The 14,816-nt window shown below is 71.2% G+C and carries 12 protein-coding genes; 6 read left to right on the top strand and 6 right to left on the bottom strand.

Annotated features, from left to right (window positions below; all coding sequences use genetic code 11):
• Window positions 1-59 precede the first annotated feature (59 nt).
• Window positions 60-452 carry a MerR family transcriptional regulator gene (locus KBX46_RS26015; RefSeq protein ID WP_210794436.1) on the top strand — a complete coding sequence of 131 codons (393 nt, stop codon included), beginning with the start codon at window positions 60-62 and terminating at the stop codon, window positions 450-452.
• A gap of 12 nt (window positions 453-464) precedes the next feature.
• On the opposite strand, the gene KBX46_RS26010 is transcribed toward KBX46_RS26015, so the two are convergent.
• Window positions 465-1,358 carry an alpha/beta hydrolase gene (locus tag KBX46_RS26010; RefSeq protein WP_210794434.1) on the bottom strand — a complete coding sequence of 298 codons (894 nt, stop codon included), beginning with the start codon at window positions 1,356-1,358 and terminating at the stop codon, window positions 465-467.
• Between the two features lie 157 nt (window positions 1,359-1,515).
• Here KBX46_RS26010 and KBX46_RS26005 point away from each other — a divergent pair, with 157 nt between their 5' ends.
• Window positions 1,516-1,689 carry a hypothetical protein gene (locus KBX46_RS26005; RefSeq protein ID WP_210794432.1) on the top strand — a complete coding sequence of 58 codons (174 nt, stop codon included), beginning with the start codon at window positions 1,516-1,518 and terminating at the stop codon, window positions 1,687-1,689.
• A 2-nt stretch (window positions 1,690-1,691) separates the two neighbouring features.
• Complete coding sequence (locus KBX46_RS26000) at window positions 1,692-2,309, top strand: hypothetical protein (RefSeq protein WP_210794430.1); 618 nt, start codon at window positions 1,692-1,694, stop codon at window positions 2,307-2,309.
• Between the two features lie 7 nt (window positions 2,310-2,316).
• On the opposite strand, the gene KBX46_RS25995 is transcribed toward KBX46_RS26000, so the two are convergent.
• The 3 genes from KBX46_RS25995 to KBX46_RS25985 form a co-directional block, all read right to left on the bottom strand.
• Complete coding sequence (locus tag KBX46_RS25995) at window positions 2,317-3,432, bottom strand: acetate/propionate family kinase (protein ID WP_099848331.1); 1,116 nt, start codon at window positions 3,430-3,432, stop codon at window positions 2,317-2,319.
• Window positions 3,429-5,498, bottom strand: a complete 2,070-nt coding sequence (pta, locus tag KBX46_RS25990; protein WP_088949997.1) for a phosphate acetyltransferase — start codon at window positions 5,496-5,498, stop codon at window positions 3,429-3,431. The genes KBX46_RS25995 and pta overlap by 4 nt, the downstream gene beginning before the upstream one ends.
• Before the next feature lie 76 nt (window positions 5,499-5,574).
• Window positions 5,575-6,267 (bottom strand): TetR/AcrR family transcriptional regulator, encoded by a 693-nt coding sequence (locus tag KBX46_RS25985; RefSeq protein ID WP_099848328.1) that lies wholly within the window; start codon window positions 6,265-6,267, stop codon window positions 5,575-5,577.
• 102 nt (window positions 6,268-6,369) lie between these two features.
• Between KBX46_RS25985 and KBX46_RS25980 the strand changes: the two genes are divergently transcribed.
• The 3 genes from KBX46_RS25980 to KBX46_RS25970 all read left to right on the top strand — a co-directional run bounded on the left by KBX46_RS25980 (window position 6,370) and on the right by KBX46_RS25970 (window position 10,435).
• The gene (locus tag KBX46_RS25980) at window positions 6,370-7,488 is read left to right on the top strand and encodes an NAD(P)/FAD-dependent oxidoreductase (protein WP_210794428.1); all 1,119 of its coding nucleotides are present in this window, start codon (window positions 6,370-6,372) and stop codon (window positions 7,486-7,488) included.
• Between the two features lie 126 nt (window positions 7,489-7,614).
• Window positions 7,615-8,280, top strand: a complete 666-nt coding sequence (locus KBX46_RS25975) for a hypothetical protein (RefSeq protein ID WP_210794426.1) — start codon at window positions 7,615-7,617, stop codon at window positions 8,278-8,280.
• On the top strand, window positions 8,273-10,435 hold the full coding sequence (locus KBX46_RS25970) for a bifunctional polysaccharide deacetylase/glycosyltransferase family 2 protein (RefSeq protein WP_210794424.1): 2,163 nt from the start codon (window positions 8,273-8,275) through the stop codon (window positions 10,433-10,435). The genes KBX46_RS25975 and KBX46_RS25970 overlap by 8 nt, the downstream gene beginning before the upstream one ends.
• 94 nt (window positions 10,436-10,529) lie before the next feature.
• Here KBX46_RS25970 and KBX46_RS25965 read toward each other — a convergent pair whose 3' ends face one another.
• Window positions 10,530-10,709, bottom strand: a complete 180-nt coding sequence (locus KBX46_RS25965; RefSeq protein WP_088949992.1) for a DUF6104 family protein — start codon at window positions 10,707-10,709, stop codon at window positions 10,530-10,532.
• 114 nt (window positions 10,710-10,823) lie between these two features.
• Window positions 10,824-14,582 carry a multifunctional oxoglutarate decarboxylase/oxoglutarate dehydrogenase thiamine pyrophosphate-binding subunit/dihydrolipoyllysine-residue succinyltransferase subunit gene (locus tag KBX46_RS25960; RefSeq protein WP_210794422.1) on the bottom strand — a complete coding sequence of 1,253 codons (3,759 nt, stop codon included), beginning with the start codon at window positions 14,580-14,582 and terminating at the stop codon, window positions 10,824-10,826.
• Window positions 14,583-14,816 lie beyond the last annotated feature (234 nt).

Genomic DNA, 14,816 nt, shown 5'->3' with positions numbered 1-14,816 from the left:
CACCTGGCACCGTAGGAGCTAGAGTCGGCTCTAGGTCAACCCTCGCTACCCTGCTCGGCATGGCTGAGGTCACCGCGAGTCTGAGCATCGGACAGGTCGCCGAACGCACCGGCTTGAGCGTGCACGCGCTCCGCTTCTACGAGCAGCAGGGTGTCTTCGTCAGCCCCGTACGCCGCGGGGCCGCCGGGCGTCGCGTCTACAGCCAGGACGACGTCGACTGGCTGGGCATCTGCATCATCCTCCGCGCCTCCGGCATGCCGCTGCCCGCGCTCCGCCGCTATGCCGACCTCGTTCGCGAGGGCGAGGGCAACGAGGAGGAACGACTCGCGCTCCTGCGCGAGCACCACGGGCGCGTCACCGACCAGCTCGGCCGGCTCGCCCAGTGCCTGGACCTGATCACCTTCAAGGTCGGGGTGTACGAGGATCTGCTCGACCAGAACCGTCAGGAGTGACGCGCCCGGGCATCAGTGAGCGGGACGGAACTCGTAGCGGGTCAGGGGAGTGCGGGCGTCGGCCGGGAGACGGGCTCCCGCCGCCTTGTCTCCGTACAGCGTCCAGCGCAGGAAGTCGGTGGTGGTGGCGAGGACCGGGGCGAAACCCGGATGGCCCGGCGTGAGGTACGCGCCGTGGTCCTGGCCGAGCAGGCTGAGGAACGCGGCCGGGCCGGGGGTACGCCCGTAGGCCGCCCGTCCGACCGTCAGCGGCACCACGGCGTCGGCTGTGCCGTGCACGAAGAGCACCGGCGCGACCGGCCCCGCGAAGCTGCCGGGCAACCCGCCCCCGGCGATCACGATCCCGGCGCGTAACCGGGCCGGGTGCCCCTCGCTGAACATGCCGGAGGTGGTGAAACCGCCCGCCGAGTGCCCTGCGGCGCCGACCGACGTCAGGTCCAGGTGACCGGCGAGCGGATCCTCGCGGTTGCGGTCGAGCCGCCCGAGGTGCCGGACCAGCCGCCACGCGTCGGCCGGCTGGTTGCGGACGTCGGCCCGGGTGAAATGGGCGGCGCCCTGCCGGGTGTGCGGGTACGCGGGAGCGGCCACCACGAACCCCGCCGCCGCCCAGCGGGTGGTCAGGCCGGCGTGCAGATCGGGGCGGCTGCCCAGCCCGTGGCTGTAGACCACCACCGGGAACCGCCCGGCCGCCACCCTGTCCGCCGACGCCGGGAACCAGATCGTCACCGGCAGTGGGCGCGCCGAGCGCGGATCGAGGGTGAGCGTACGCACGCCGACGGCGTACGACCCCTCGGGCGCCCGACGCGCCGACACCGGTCCGGTGGCCTCGTCGATCGTGGCGGTGGCCGGCGCGCAACCAGCCAGCAGCGCCGTCACCAGTACGGCGACCAGCCGTCGCGCCCCCATGGTTCCACGGTAGGTGCCCGAGTGTGCGCAACGACCCCGCCGACCGGACCGGCTGTGCCCGCCACCCGGTCGGGTCCGCTCCGCCGGGCGGGTCGACCCGAGCGGGCGGTGCGGGCGGGGGCGGTGCGTCTGGACCGGCTTCGCTAGGGTCACCGGCATGCCTGAGAACTACACCGACCCCAGTGGCAACACCGAGGCGTTCCGCGCGTTCAGCCAGACGCCGGAGGCCGCCGCGCCAACGGAGTCGCCGTCCCGCCTGCCGCTGATCATCGGCGCGGCGGTCGTCGTGGTCGTGCTGGTCGCCCTCGTCGCCTGGCTCGCGACGAGCTGAGCGTGCCGGACCGGGCCGACGCGCCCAGCCAACGGCCGGCGGACGACCCGTCGGCGTCCCTGCTGACCAGGCTCCGGAGCATCCGCCGCGGTCCGGCCGTCATGGGCGTCCTGCTCCTGCTCACCAGCCTCGCGTACGCGACAAGCGTCGCCGGTTACAAGTGGCACCTGCACACCAAGGCTGAGCGGTTACGGGCCGAGGGCGTGCCGGTTCTGGCTGACGTGAGCGACCGCCGGGACACCACCGGACGTGGCGGCGGCACCGACACCATCCAGGTCGGATACGACTACGAGGGTGTCCGGTACTCCGAGCGGATCCTCTGTGGTTCGGCCGGCGGCTGCATGGAGGAACCGCCGGCGGTGCTGCGGGTGTGGGTCGACCCGGTGCACCCCGAGGAGTTCCTCGCCGAGAACGGCAACACCGATGATTCGGTGTTCGTCCTCAACGCCTGGGGCGGCATTCCCTTCGGTCTGGCCTTCGCCGCGATCGGTGGGAGCATGGTCTGGTCGGCCACCCTGCCGGGCCGGGCTTCCGGCCCGACGCGGGCCAGACGTGGGCCTGGCCGGGACCGGGTCCGCCGTACCGTCAGTGCCCGGCGTCGGCGCAACGCCCGCCGCTGACGCGTCGTCAGCCCCGCGCGACCACGTCCCGGGTCTGCCGGGCGATCTCCCGTTCCTCGTCGGTGCGGATGACACAGACACTCACCTCGGCGCCGTCGGGTGAGATCACCCGGTCGCCCTCGCCGCCGTTGCGGACATCGTCGACGGCGATGCCGAGCCGGTCCAGGCCGGCCAGCGCGGCAGCCCGGACCGGCGCCGCGTGTTCGCCGACCCCGGCGGTGAAGGTGATCGCGTCGACGTGGCCGAGCAGCGCGTAGTACGCCCCGACGTAGCCGGTGATGCGCCGGCAGTACACGTCGAAGGCCAGCTCCGCCGCCCGGTCACCGGCCGCCCGGCGCTGGAGCACCTCGCGCATGTCGTTGACGCCGGTCAACCCGAGCAGACCGCTGCGGTGGTTGAGCAGGTCGTCGATCTCGTCGACCGACAGCCCGCCCTCCCGGCGCAGGTGGAAGATCACCGTGGGGTCGAGGTCACCGCTGCGGGTGCCCATCACCAGCCCCTGCAACGGGGACATGCCCATCGAGGTGGCGACGCTGCGACCGTTCGCCACCGCGCAGGCGCTCGCCCCGTTGCCCAGGTGCAGGGTGATCGTGTTGAGCTGCTCGTACGGGCGCCCCAGCAGCTGTGCGGTGCGGCGGGACACGTACGCGTGCGAGGTGCCGTGGAAGCCGTACCGGCGGATGCCGTACCGCTCGGCGACCTCGCGGTCGATCGCGTACGTCGCGGCGGCCTCCGGCAGGGTGTGGTGGAACGCGGTGTCGAAGACGGCGACCTGCGGGATGTCCGGCAGCGCCGCGCGGGCCACCTCGATGCCGGCCAGGTTGGCCGGGTTGTGTAGCGGGGCGAGCGGCACCAGGTCCTTGATGGCGGCCAGGACCGCGTCGTCGACCAGCACCGGTGCGCTGAACTTCCGGCCGCCGTGCACCACCCGGTGCCCGACCGCCGTCAGGCCGGTCAGGTCCAGCCCGTCCAGGATCTGCCGGACGGCGCTGGCGTGGTCCGCCGGGCCGCCACCGGGCTCACCGACCCGCTCGACGGTGCCGTGGTCGAGCACCTGCTCACCGTCGTAGCGGCGCCACTTCACCGACGACGACCCACAGTTGAGCACCAGCACCCGACTCACGACGCCTCCTCGGTGGCCGCCTGGATGGCGGTGATCGCCACGGTGTTGACGATGTCCGGCACCATGGCGCCGCGGGACAGGTCGTTGACCGGCCGCCGCAGGCCCTGCATTACCGGGCCGACGGCGACCGCCCCGGCCGAGCGCTGCACCGCCTTGTAGGTGTTGTTGCCCGTGTTCAGGTCCGGGAAGATGAAGACTGTGGCGTGCCCGGCAACCGGGCTTCCCGGCAGCTTCGTGGCCGCCACCGCCGGGTCGATCGCCGCGTCGTACTGGATTGGCCCCTCGACCAGCAGGTCGGGCCGGCGTTCGCGGACCAGCGCGGTGGCCGCGGCGACCTTCTCCACGTCCGCGCCGGCACCGGAGCTGCCGGTGGAGTACGACAGCATGGCCACCCGGGGTTCGATGCCGAACCGGGCGGCGGTGTCGGCCGACGAGATCGCGATGTCGGCGAGCTGGGCGGCGTCCGGGTCGCGGTTGACCGCGCAGTCTCCATAGACCAGCACCCGGTCCGCCAGCAGCATGAAGAAGACGCTGGATGCGACCGAGACCTCCGGCACGGTACGGATGATCTCGAACGCCGGTCGGATGGTCGCGGCGGTGGTGTGCGTGGCGCCGGAGACCATGCCGTCGGCTCGTCCGGTCGCCACCATCAGGGTTCCGAAGTAGTTGGGCTGGGCCACGATGTCGTGCGCCAGCTCGGCGGTCATGCCCCGATGGGCGCGCAGCCGCGCGTACTCGGCAGCGAAGTCGTCCCGCCAGTCGCTGGTGACCGGGTCGACCACGTTCGCGTCGCCGAGGTCGATGCCCAGCTCGCGGGTGCGCCGGGTGATGTCGTCCGGTCGGCCCAGCAGCGTCAGCTCGGCCACCCCACGGCGGAGCAGGATCTCCGCCGCGCGCAGGATCCGGTCGTCGGCGCCCTCCGGCAGCACCAGGTGCCGGCGTTGCGAGCGGGCCCGGTCGATCAGCTCGTTCTCGAACATCAGCGGGGTGACCCGGGTCGACCGGCTGACCCGCAACCGGCGGGCCAGGTCGTCGGTGTCCACGCAGCGCTCGAAAGCGCCCAGCGCGGCCTCCACCTTGCGCGGGTTGGCCGCGCTGGGCCGGCCCTCGATCCGGCTGGACGCGGCCACCGTGTCGTAGCTGTCGCTGCGCACGGACAGCACCGCGAGCCCGGTGTTCAGCCCCTCCACCAGCCGCATGGCCCGGGGGTCGGGCTGCTCGCCGAGCGTGAGCACCAGCCCGGCCACCGACACCTGCCCGGCCACGTGCGCGGCGCTCGCGGCGACGAGCAGGTCGGCCCGGTCCCCGGGGGTGATCACCAGGGCGCCCTCGGTGAGGTGGTCCAGCAGGGTCGGCACGTGTGCCGCGCCGACCACGAAGTCGAGCACGTCCCGGCTGAGCGCGGCGTCGTCCCCGGCCAGCAGGGTGGCGTCGAGCGCCGCCGCCACCTCGGCCACCGTCGGCGCCGACACCGTCGGCACCTCCGGGATGGCGTACGCGGGGACCGGCAGGTCGGGCAGCGTCATCGGCCCGGCCACCCGGTTGGCCATCACCGCGAGCACTGTCGCTCCCAGGTCGGCCAGATCGTGGTACGCGCCCCGCATGGCCGCCGCGACGGCCGCCGGCTCCTGCTCGAAACCGTCCACCACCGGCACCACCACACTGCCGAACTCGGTGGCCAGCCGGGCGTTGAAGGCCAGCTCCCGGGGATGGGCCGGGTCACCCGGGTCGTCGAAGTCGCTGCCCACCACGACCACCGCCGGGCACTGCCGCTCGACCGCCCGGTACCGCTCGACGACCCGGGAGATCAGCTCCTCCCGGCGCCCGTCGGCGACGAGCGCCGCCGCCTCGGCGTATGTCATGCCGGTCAGGTCGGCCTCGGGCAGGTCGACCCGGTAGCGGTCGTGCAACAGGGCAAGGATCGGGTCGGGGCCGGTGCCGGAGACCAGCGGCCGGAACACGCCGATCCGCCCGACCTGTCGGGACAACAGCTCCGCCAGCCCGAGGGCGATGGTCGACTTGCCCCCGCCCGAACCGACGCTGGTCAGATACACGCTGCGAGCCACGTACCCACCCTAGAAGATCGCGAGATCCGCCACCCAGGCCCAATGGCCCCCGTCCACCGCCTGATCCGACAGGTGGTCATTTCTGGCGCAGGGCTGCGATGCCGGCCAGGAAGATGTCGATGCCGGCCAGGAACTGCTCACGGTCGTCATGTTCGCGTAGCTGCGTCACCGTCGCGTGCACGAACGGGTACCTGGCGGGGTCCAGTTGCGCCCACTGCGCGGCGGTGGTGTTGAGGAACGCCTGCCGGTCCGCGTCGCTACCAGTGAGGTGCCGGGCGTTCGCGGCGTTCTGCACGGCGACGCCGAGGACGTAGTTCACGAGCGTCCCGGCCGCGTCGAAGCGCGCCTCCTCGGGGACGGCGAGCGCGTCCAGCAGCCTGCCGATGCTCTCGTAGAAGTCCAGTAGCGCGGGCCGCCACGGTTGCCGGGAGAGTTCCGCACCGACCCAGGGGTGGGTGTGGATCGCGTCGAACAGGCCCTGGGCGAGGAGGCGCAGGGTGTCGCGCGGGCCTGCGGCGGTGGCCGTGCCGGACAGGACGCGGGTGATGACGTCATCGGTGGCCGCCGCGAGCAGGTCGCCCTTGTCCGCGACGTGGTGGTAGATCGCGCCGTAGCCGGTCTTCAGGCGAACGGTGAGCGCACGCAGCGTCAGCGCGCTCTCGCCGTCGCTGTCCAGGATCTCGATCGCGGTCTGGATGATCAGCTCCCTGGACAGGCTGTCCGTGCGCCGCCGGGACTGCGCGGATCCGTTCGCCGTTCTCTTTGCCATGCCCCTAGTGTCGCACCCGTTGGATCGCCGCTCCAATCGCGTGTTAACGTCGTTTTGGAGCGGCGATCCAAAAGGGCCGCCCATCAGATCTGGAGGACCACCATGACGACACCGGTCACGATCATCGGAGCAGGTCTGGGCGGCCTGGTGCTGGCCCGCGTGCTGCACGTGCGCGGCGTCCCGTGCACGGTCTACGAGGCGGAGACGTCCCCGGCGACGCGCGCCCAGGGCGGCCTGCTGGACATCCGCGACTACAACGGCCAGCCGGCGCTGGAGATGGCGGGCCTGACCGGGGAGTTCCGCAAACTCATCCTGGAGGGACGTCAGGCGATGCGGATCCTGGACCGGCGCAGGACCCTCCTGCTCGACGTGCCCGACGACGGCACGGGTGGCAGCCCCGAGGTGCAGCGCGGTGAACTGCGGCAGATGCTGCTCGACTCACTTCCCGCCGGCACCGTCCGCTGGGGCCACAAGGTCAGTGGCGTCCGCACCCTCGGCGAGGGCCGCCACGAGGTGTCCTTCGCCGACGGCACTGCCGTCGTCACGAACGTGCTGGTCGGCGCGGACGGCGCCTGGTCCCGGGTCCGACCGTTGCTCTCCGACGCGACACCCGAATACACCGGCTTCTCGTTCATCGAGACCCACCTGTTCGACGGGGATGCCCGGCACCCGACCAGCGCGGAAACCGTCGGCGGCGGAGCGATGATGGTGCTGGAGCCGGGCAGGGGAATCCTGGCCCACCGGGAGCGCGACGGGAACCTGCATACCTGGGTGATGCTCGCCAGGCCGCAGGACTGGTTCGCCACCATCGACTTCACCGACCCCGACGTCGCCACCGCTCGGATCGTGCAGGAGTTCGACGGCTGGGCGCCTGAGCTCACCGCTCTGGTCACCGACGGCGAGACCCCACCGGTCCTGCGCCACATCTTCACCCTGCCCGCCGAGCACCGGTGGGACCGGACGCCCGGGGTGACCCTGCTCGGCGACGCCGCACACCTGGCGGCCCCCAACGGCGAAGGTGCCAACCTGGCCCTGTTGGACGGCGCAGAACTGGGCGAGGCCATCGCCGCGCACCCCGACGACGTGGAGACGGCGCTCGCCGAATACGAGCAGGCAATGTTCGTGCGTAGCGTCGGGGCGAACGCCGAGGGCCCTGACCTTGAGGACATGCTGGGCGACGGCACACCCCACAAGCTGATCAACGCCTTCATTGGCGGCTGACGCTGACCCGTCCGGCTGCCGGCAGGGTGGTGGCGGTGACCCGGCGCGGCCCGACGGTGCGGTCGGCGTCTCATTCAGTGAGCCATCGTCAGAGCTGAGAAAAATTCACGCTTAGACTCCCACCCCATGACCACCCGGGGCTTGAGCAGCGACGATACGCCGACCGGGAAGCTGACGCCGGCAGGCATGGACGGAGTTTCCCGGGCCCGCCCGGCGGCACCGCTCGACGAGCCCACCATGGTGGTCAACCGCTCCGACGGCCCCACCGCGCTGATCGCCGCCGTGCCCCAACCGCCTCCGGTCTTCGTCGACCCCAGCGGCCGACGCCGCTCCCGCCTGCGCTGGCTCGCGTACGTCGTCGGTCTGCTGGGCCTGACCTATACCGGGCTGGTGGCCGTCAGCTTCGCCGGCGGCATGGTGGAGCCGCACACGGTGCTCCCCTTCCTGGACGAGGTCGAGCAGTCCGAACGGCCCCAGTCGCCGCAGGCCGAGGCGATCACCGCCATCCCCGAGCCCTCGACAGCCGTCCCCCGTACGTCGGCGGCCACGGTGGCACCCACCGTCGCCCCGGCTCCCCGTTCGCCTGCCCCCACACGGTCACCGAGCGCCACCCGCCCGGCGAGCGGTGACCCCGCCGGCGTGCCGACCTCGCCCAGCCCAGGGCGGACCACCTCGGCGGCTCCGACACCCGCAGACTCACCCTCGACCGAGGACCCGCCGCCCCCGCCCGAGGAAACCATCGACATCGAGCCCGGCGGTTCCCCCACCGACGGACTCCCCGCGGATGGCTGAGCCGGCGATCACGGCCCGCCGCCGCCGGGCCGTACCGCCACCGCGCTGGGTCCTGCTCGGCATGCTTCTGGCGGTCCTGACCGGCGTGCTCCTGGTCAACGCGTACACCAACGCCTCCTTCACCCCGGACCACCAGCACAGCAACCAGGGGCAACGCGAGGTCCCCACCTCGGTGGTGAACGGGGGGCCGATCATCAGCGCCAACAGCGAGCAGGTCCGCTCCTACCGCCTGCCCGAACGGACCATCGCGCTCACCTTCGACGACGGCCCCGACCCGGTCTGGACCCCCGAGGTTCTGCGCGTCCTGGACGCCCACCAGGTCAAGGGCACGTTCTTCGTGCTGGGTTCGCAGGTCGCCCGGCACCCCGACATGGCCCGCAACCTGGTCGAGGGCAGCCACGAGCTCGGCGTGCACACGTTCACCCACCCCGACCTCAGCGAGCTGTCCGGATGGCGGCGAGACCTGGAGTACGCCCAGACCCAGCTCGCCCTCGCCGCCGTCACCGGCGTGCGCACCTCACTGGTCCGGTTTCCGTACTCCTCGCATGCCGACGCGATCGACAACCAGGACTGGCCGGTGCTGATCGCCGCCGGTGACCTCGGGTATCTGACCGTGCTCAACGACACCGACAGCCAGGACTGGGCGCTGCCCGGCGTCGACAGGATCGTCGAGAACGCCACCCCGGACGGTGCCTCGGGCGCGATCACCCTCTGGCACGACGCCGGCGGTGACCGCGCACAGACCGTCGCCGCCCTCGACCGCTTCATCCCCATGATGAAGGAAAGGGGATACCGCTTCGTCACCGCGACCGAGGGACTGAACCTCGCCTTCGCCGCCGCCGGTGTCGACCACCGGGCGGAATCCGGTGCCGCAGCCACCGCGGGGGACCGCTGGCGCGGCCGGATGCTGGTCTGGGCGGTACGGGGCGCCGACCACGTGCTGAGCGTGTTCGGGATCCTCTTCGTGCTCGTCGGGGTGCTCACGCTGGCGCGTACCGCCGTGCTGTTCCTGCTCGCCGGGCGACACGCCCGGCGCCGTCGGGCCGGGGACTGGACGTGGGGGCCGCCGGTCACCGCGCCGGTGTCGGTGATCGTCCCGGCGTACAACGAGAAGGAGGGGATCGCCGCGGCGGTCCGTTCACTCGCCGGCGGCGACCATCCCGGCGGAATCGAGGTGGTCGTCGTCGACGACGGCTCCACCGACGGGACCGCGGACATCGTCGACGCCCTCCGCCTGCCCAATGTCCGGGTGGTGCGCAAGCCCAACGGTGGCAAACCCAGCGCGTTGAACACCGGCGTGGCGCTGGCCCGGCACGACCTGATCGTCATGGTCGACGGGGACACCGTCTTCGAACCCGACGCCGTCCGTCGGCTCGTGCAGCCCTTCGCCGACCCGCAGGTGGGCGCGGTGGCAGGCAACGTGAAGGTCGGCAACCGGCGCAGTCTGATCGCCAAGTGGCAGCACATCGAGTACGTGATCGGATTCAACCTGGACCGGCGCCTCTACGAGACGCTGCGCTGCATGCCGACGGTGCCCGGGGCGATCGGCGGCTTCCGGCGGCAGGCGCTGCGGTACGCCGGGGGAATGACCGATGACACCCTGGCCGAGGACACCGACGTCACCATGGCGCTCGGCCGGGCCGGCTGGAAGGTCGTCTACGAGGAGACGGCCCGTGCCTGGACCGAGGCGCCGACGAGCATCGGCCAGCTCTGGAAACAGCGCTACCGGTGGAGCTACGGCACCATGCAGGCGATGTGGAAGCATCGCCGCTCCGTGTTCGACAGGGGTGCGTCGGGCCGGTTCACCCGGCGTTGCCTGTTCTTCCTCAGCCTCTTCGGCGTGCTGTTGCCGCTGCTCGCGCCGGTGATCGACCTGCTGGCCCTGTACGGCCTCTTCTTCCTCGACCGGACCGCCACGGCGGTGGCCTGGCTGGTCATGCTCGGCGTGCAGCTGGTCACCGCGGTGGTGGCGTTCCGGCTGGACCGGGAGAAGCTGGGCGTGCTGTGGGTGTTGCCGCTCCAGCAGTTCGTCTACCGGCAGTTGATGTACCTGGTGATGATCCAGGCCGTGGTCACCGCGCTGACCGGCGGCCGGCTGGGCTGGCAGAAACTGCGACGCACCGGCCTGGAACCCGTCGCCTCCCGTACCGGCTGACCGGCAGGCGCCGGCCAGCGGCCAGTTGCCAGCGGCCAGCCGTCAGCCGCCCGTCAGATGCCCAGCCGGGCGGCGCTTCCCGGCACCGGGTGGCTCAGTCCTCGTCGATGTCGTCGAGCCGTGCCAGCCAGGTGGCGAACCGCTCGATCGGCGTCTCGAAGTCGGGGTTGAGGTCGACGAAGTCGCGCAGGCGTTCACCCAGCCACTCCAGGGTCACCTGCTCATCGCCCCGGCGCTCGACCAGCTCCTCGATGCCACGGTCGGTGAAGTACATGGGTACGTCCTCTTACTCGGCCCGGCAGGGCCGGGCGGGTGGTCAAGTGGACCGACGGAGCCGGGGCAGGACCGTGGTGAACGGCCCTGCCCCGGCTCTCGCGGTGCGGTCAGGTCACGGGCGGGGGAGAGCCGCCTCGATCAGCGCGTTCTGCTCGACCTCGTGGGTCTTGGCCGAGCCGACCGCCGGGGCGGCCGCGGCCGGGCGGGAGATCCGCCGCAGCCGGACGTCCGTGAGGTGCTCCAGCAGGTTGAGCGCGACGAACGACCAGGCACCCTGGTTGGCCGGCTCCTCCTGCACCCAGGCGAAGTCCTCCGCGTTCGGGAACTGCGCGAGGGCGGCCCGGATCTCCTCCACCGGCAGCGGGTAGAGCTGCTCGATCCGGAGGATCGCGGTGTCGGTGACGCCGCGCTCCTGCCGGGCCTGGAACAGGTCGTAGTAGACCTTGCCCGAGCAGAGCAGCACCCGCTTCACCGCCTCCGGTGCCGGGGCGGCCGTGTCGCGCAGCACCGGCTGGAAGGTGCCGGTGGTGAAGTCCTCCACCGACGAGACGCAGAGCTTGTGCCGCAGCAGCGACTTCGGCGTGAACACCACCAGCGGCTTGCGCTTGGGCGACAGTGCCTGGCGGCGCAGCAGGTGGAAGTAGTTCGCCGGGGTCGTCGGGATGGACACCCGCATGTTGTCCTCGGCGCACATCTGCAGGAACCGCTCCGGCCGGCCGGAGGTGTGGTCCGGGCCCTGGCCCTCGTGGCCGTGCGGCAGCAGCAGGGTGACGGCGGAGCGCTGGCCCCACTTCACCTCGCCGGACGAGATGAACTCGTCGATCACCGACTGGGCACCGTTGACGAAGTCACCGAACTGGGCCTCCCAGGCGACCAGCGCGTTGATGTTCTCCACCGAGTAGCCGTACTCGAAGCCCATCGCCGCGTACTCGCTGAGCAGCGAGTCGTGCACGAAGAACCGGGAGCGCTCGCCGTCGCCGGTGAGCGACTTGAGTGGCAGATAGTCCTCGCCGGTGCGGGAGTCGACCACCGAAGCGTGCCGCTGGACGAACGTGCCGCGACGCGAGTCCTGGCCGGCCAGCCGGACCGTTACCCCGTCGTGCAGCAGCGCACCGAGCGCGATGATCTCGCCGAAGCCCCAGTCGATGTTGCCCTCGACGGACATCTTCGCCCGCCGGTCCAGCAGTTGCTGGATCCGCTTGTGCGGGGTGAAGCCCTCCGGCAGGTTGATGTGCGCCTCGCCGACCGCCTTGACCACTGACGCGTCGGTGGCGGTGTCGACCTGCGGCTCCGGCTCCTCCTCGCGGCGCGGCCGGTTGAGCTGGCGCGGTGCCGCCGCGGCGTCCCGGGTGGCCTTGAAGACCTTCTCCAGCTGTGCCTGGTAGTCGCGCAGCAGCTCTTCCGCGTCCTCCACGGTGATGTCACCGCGGCCGATCAGCTCCTCGGTGTAGAGCTTGCGGACCGAGCGCTTCGAGTCAATGATCTTGTACATCTGGGGGTTGGACATCGACGGGTCGTCGCCCTCGTTGTGCCCGCGCCGCCGGTAGCAGACCATGTCGATCACGACGTCCTTGTTGAACGTCTGCCGGTATTCGAAGGCCAGCCGGGCCACCCGGACCACGGCCTCCGGGTCGTCGCCGTTGACGTGGAAGATCGGCGCCTGGATCATCCGGGCCACGTCGGTGCTGTAGAGGCTGGACCGGCTGTATTCCGGGGCGGTGGTGAAGCCGACCTGGTTGTTGACCACCACGTGCACCGTGCCGCCGGTGCGGTAGCCGCGCAGCTGCGACAGGTTGAGCGTCTCGGCGACCACGCCCTGCCCGGCGAACGCGGCGTCACCGTGCACCGCCAGCGGCAGCACTGTGTAACCCTCGAGCTTGAGGTCGATCCGGTCCTGCTTGGCCCGGACGATGCCCTCCAGCACCGGGTCCACGGCCTCCAGGTGCGACGGGTTGGCCACCACCGACACCTTGACCGAGTGCTCGCCGTCGGGGGTGGTGAACTTGCCGTTCTGACCCAGGTGGTATTTCACGTCGCCGGAGCCCTGCGTCGAGCGCGGGTCCAGGTGGCCCTCGAACTCCGAGAAGATCTTCTCGTACGGCTTGCCGACGATGTTCGCCAGCACGTTGAGCCGACCCCGGTGGGCCATGCCGATGACGACCTCGTCCAGGCCGTTCTCGGCCGAGGACTCCAGCACCTCACCGAGCAGCGGGATGAGCGACTCGCCGCCCTCCAGGGAGAAGCGCTTCTGGCCGACGTACTTGGTCTGCAGGAAGGTCTCGAACGCCTCGGCGGCGTTCAGCCGGTTGAGCACGTGCTTCTGCTCGTCGGCGGCCGGCTTCTCGTACTTGCGCTCGATCCGCTCCTGGACCCAGCGACGCTCCTCCGGGTCCTGGATGTGCATGTACTCGATGCCGACCCGGCGGCAGTATGAGTCGCGCAGCACGCCGAGGATCTCGCGCAGCTTCATCCGCTGCCGGCCGGCGAAGCCGTTGACCGGGAACTCGCGGTCAAGGTCCCACAGGGTGAGCCCGTGCTGGAGGACGTCCAGGTCGGGGTGCTTGCGGATCTTGAATTCCAGCGGGTCGGTGTCGGCCATCAGGTGACCGCGCACCCGGTACGCGTGGATCAGCTCGTGCACCCGGGCGGTCTTGTTGATCTGACCCTCGGAGTTGACGGCGACGTCGCGCACCCAGCGCACCGGCTCGTACGGGATGCGCAGCGAGGTGAAGACCTGGTCGTAGAAACCGTGCTCACCCAGGATCAGCTCGTGCATCACCTTGAGGAACTCGCCGGACTGCGCGCCCTGGATGATCCGGTGGTCGTACGTGCTGGTCAGCGTGATGATCTTGCTGACGGCCAGCTCGGCCAGGGTGGTCTCGGACATGCCCTGGTAGGGGGCCGGGTATTCCATCGCGCCGACGCCGATGATCGCGCTCTGGCCCTGCATCAGCCGCGGCATCGAGTGCACGGTGCCGATGCCGCCCGGGTTGGTCAGCGAGATCGTGGTGCCGGAGTAGTCCTCCATGGTCAGCTCGTTGCGCCGCGCCCGTCGGACCACGTCCTCGTACGCCTGCCAGAACTGCCGGAAGTCCATCGTCTCGCAGCCCTTGATGGAGGGGACCACCAGGTTGCGGCTGCCGTCCGGCTTGGCCAGGTCGATCGCGATGCCGAGGTTGACGTGCGCCGGCCGGAGCACGGCGGGCTTGCCGTTGGCCTCGGCGAAGGAGTTGTTCATCTCCGGGTGCTGGACGAGCGCCCGGACCAGCGCGTAACCGACCAGGTGGGTGAAGCTGACCTTGCCACCGCGCCCCCGGGCGAGGTGGTTGTTGATCACGATGCGGTTGTCGACCAGCAGCTTGGCCGGGACCGCGCGGACGCTGGTCGCGGTGGGCACGCTCAGCGAGGCGTCCATGTTCTGGACGATCTTCGCAGCGACGCCACGCAGCGGCGTGGTCTGCGGACCGTCAGCGGCCGGCGCAGCGGCCTTGGCGGCCGGCTTGGCCGGCGCGGCCTTCTCCGATGCGGCCTTGGCCGTGGCCGGAGCGGCGGCGGGCTTGGCCGGTGCCGACTGCGCGGCGGCCGGCTTCGTGGCAGTCGCCGGCTTCGCCTTGGCGCTCGGCTGGTTGACCTCGGCGGCAGCCTCCGGCTGGCCGTCGGGCTCGGGAGCGGCGGCTGGCTTGTTCGACGACTCGGCGCCGCGCGGGGTGGCCGCTCCGGGCGCCGGACGGTAGTCGGCGAAGAAGTCGTGCCAGGCCGAATCGACGCTCGTTGGGTCGGCGAGGTAACGCTGGTACATCTCCTCGACGATCCACTCATTCGGGCCGAAACCCGCTAGTGGGTTCTCCTGCGAAGTCTGCTGGGTCGACACGGCCGGTAATCGCCTCTTTCACGCGGGTTTGTGTGGCACGCGGTGTGTTCCTCCCGCCCGGTCAGGGGCACGGAGGGTACGGCTCCCAGGCTACGCCGTACCGATCCCGCAGGCATTTCCGCCTCGGTCCCGTGGCCGGTTTCACAGAAGATGCCAGAAGTTCAGCAACGCCTGCGCGCACCGTGTCGAACTGGTAACACCCGGCCCTCGCGCGGCCGGTCGCCGAGGGTGACG

It is taken from the genome of Micromonospora sp. C81 (assembly GCF_018070425.1).
In the GTDB taxonomy this organism is placed as follows: Bacteria; Actinomycetota; Actinomycetes; order Mycobacteriales; family Micromonosporaceae; genus Micromonospora; species Micromonospora zamorensis.
This window is presented reverse-complemented; position numbering and strand designations above follow the sequence as displayed.